This is a genomic window from Paraburkholderia sp. J69-1 (assembly GCF_905220255.1).
Taxonomy (GTDB): Bacteria; Pseudomonadota; Gammaproteobacteria; order Burkholderiales; family Burkholderiaceae; genus Paraburkholderia.
Window position 1 is genome coordinate 1 of sequence record NZ_CAJMZG010000069.1, and the last position, 1,201, is coordinate 1,201.

The 1,201-nt window shown below is 60.7% G+C and carries 1 protein-coding gene; it reads left to right on the forward strand.

Annotated elements, in window-relative coordinates:
* Window positions 1-66: 66 nt before the first annotated feature.
* A protein-coding gene (locus U5A67_RS40390; RefSeq protein ID WP_415768400.1) for an IS3 family transposase occupies window positions 67-1,196 on the forward strand; the annotation gives its coding sequence in 2 pieces (ribosomal slippage) (window positions 67-319 and window positions 319-1,196; 1,131 coding nt in all).
* Window positions 1,197-1,201 lie beyond the last annotated feature (5 nt).

Sequence of the window (1,201 nt, forward strand, 5' to 3'; positions counted from 1 at the left end):
GTGACCTTTCCCCTCTGAAGTATCCCACTGTAAAGTTAGTGGCAAGGCCGCAGGAGAAACCTTGTCATGAAGAAGTCGCGGTTCAGCGAAGAGCAGATTATCGGGGTGCTGAAGGAAGCCGATGCGGGTATGAAGGTCGCAGACCTGTGCCGCAAGCACGGCATATCGGATGCGACGTTCTATAACTGGCGTAGCCGCTACGGCGGCATGGATGTGTCGGAAGCGCGACGATTGCGACAGCTGGAGGAGGAAAATCAGCGTCTCAAGCGGCTGGTAGCGGACCAGGCACTGGACATCCAGGTTCTGAAGGACGTTCTCGGAAAAAAGTGAGTTCGCCCGCGCAGCGCCGGGAAGTCGTGCAGCAGGTGATTGAACAGCACGACTATTCGGAGCGCCGGGCGTGCGCACTCGTTGGCCTGAATCGCCGGACGTTCCGGCTGCCAGTGTCACCTGACGCCGACCACGAAGTCCGGCAACGGATGCGCGAACTGGCGCAGGAGCGGCCACGGTTTGGCTCGCCCCGCCTGCATGTCCTGCTACGCCGGGAGGGGCTGATCCAGAACCACAAGCGCACCGAGCGGTTGTACCGCGCAGAAGGCCTGTCGCTTCGCCTGAAACGGCGCAAGAAGCGCCCAAGTCATCTGCGCGTGGTAATGCCAACGCCGGGCGGCGTAGACGAAAGCTGGGCGATGGACTTTGTTGCTGATGCGCTGCTGCATGGTCGACGCATTCGCATGTTGACCATCATTGATGCGTGGAACCGCGAGTGCCCGCACATCGAGGTCGACTTCTCGTTGACGGGTGTTCGCGTCGCGCGCGTGCTCGAGCAACTGCGTCAGCGGGGACGATGCCCGAACCTGATTCGGGTTGATAACGGACCGGAATTCGTCAGCAAGGCGCTCGACGCATGGGCCCACGAACATGGCGTCAAGCTGCAGTTCATCCGCCCGGGTAAGCCGGTGGAAAACGCGCACATCGAGAGCTTCAACGGCCGGCTGCGCGAAGAGTGTTTGAACCAGCATGCGTTCGTCAGTCTCGACGATGCACGCAAGCGAATCGAAGCGTGGCGCACGGACTACAACTCAGTGCGCCCGCATAGTGCCTTGGGGCAACTGGCGCCGGACCAATTCCGGCAACTGCATCAACCGAAAACCGGCGAGACCACTAACTTACGAATGGTGTACTCGACGGGGTAAGGTCA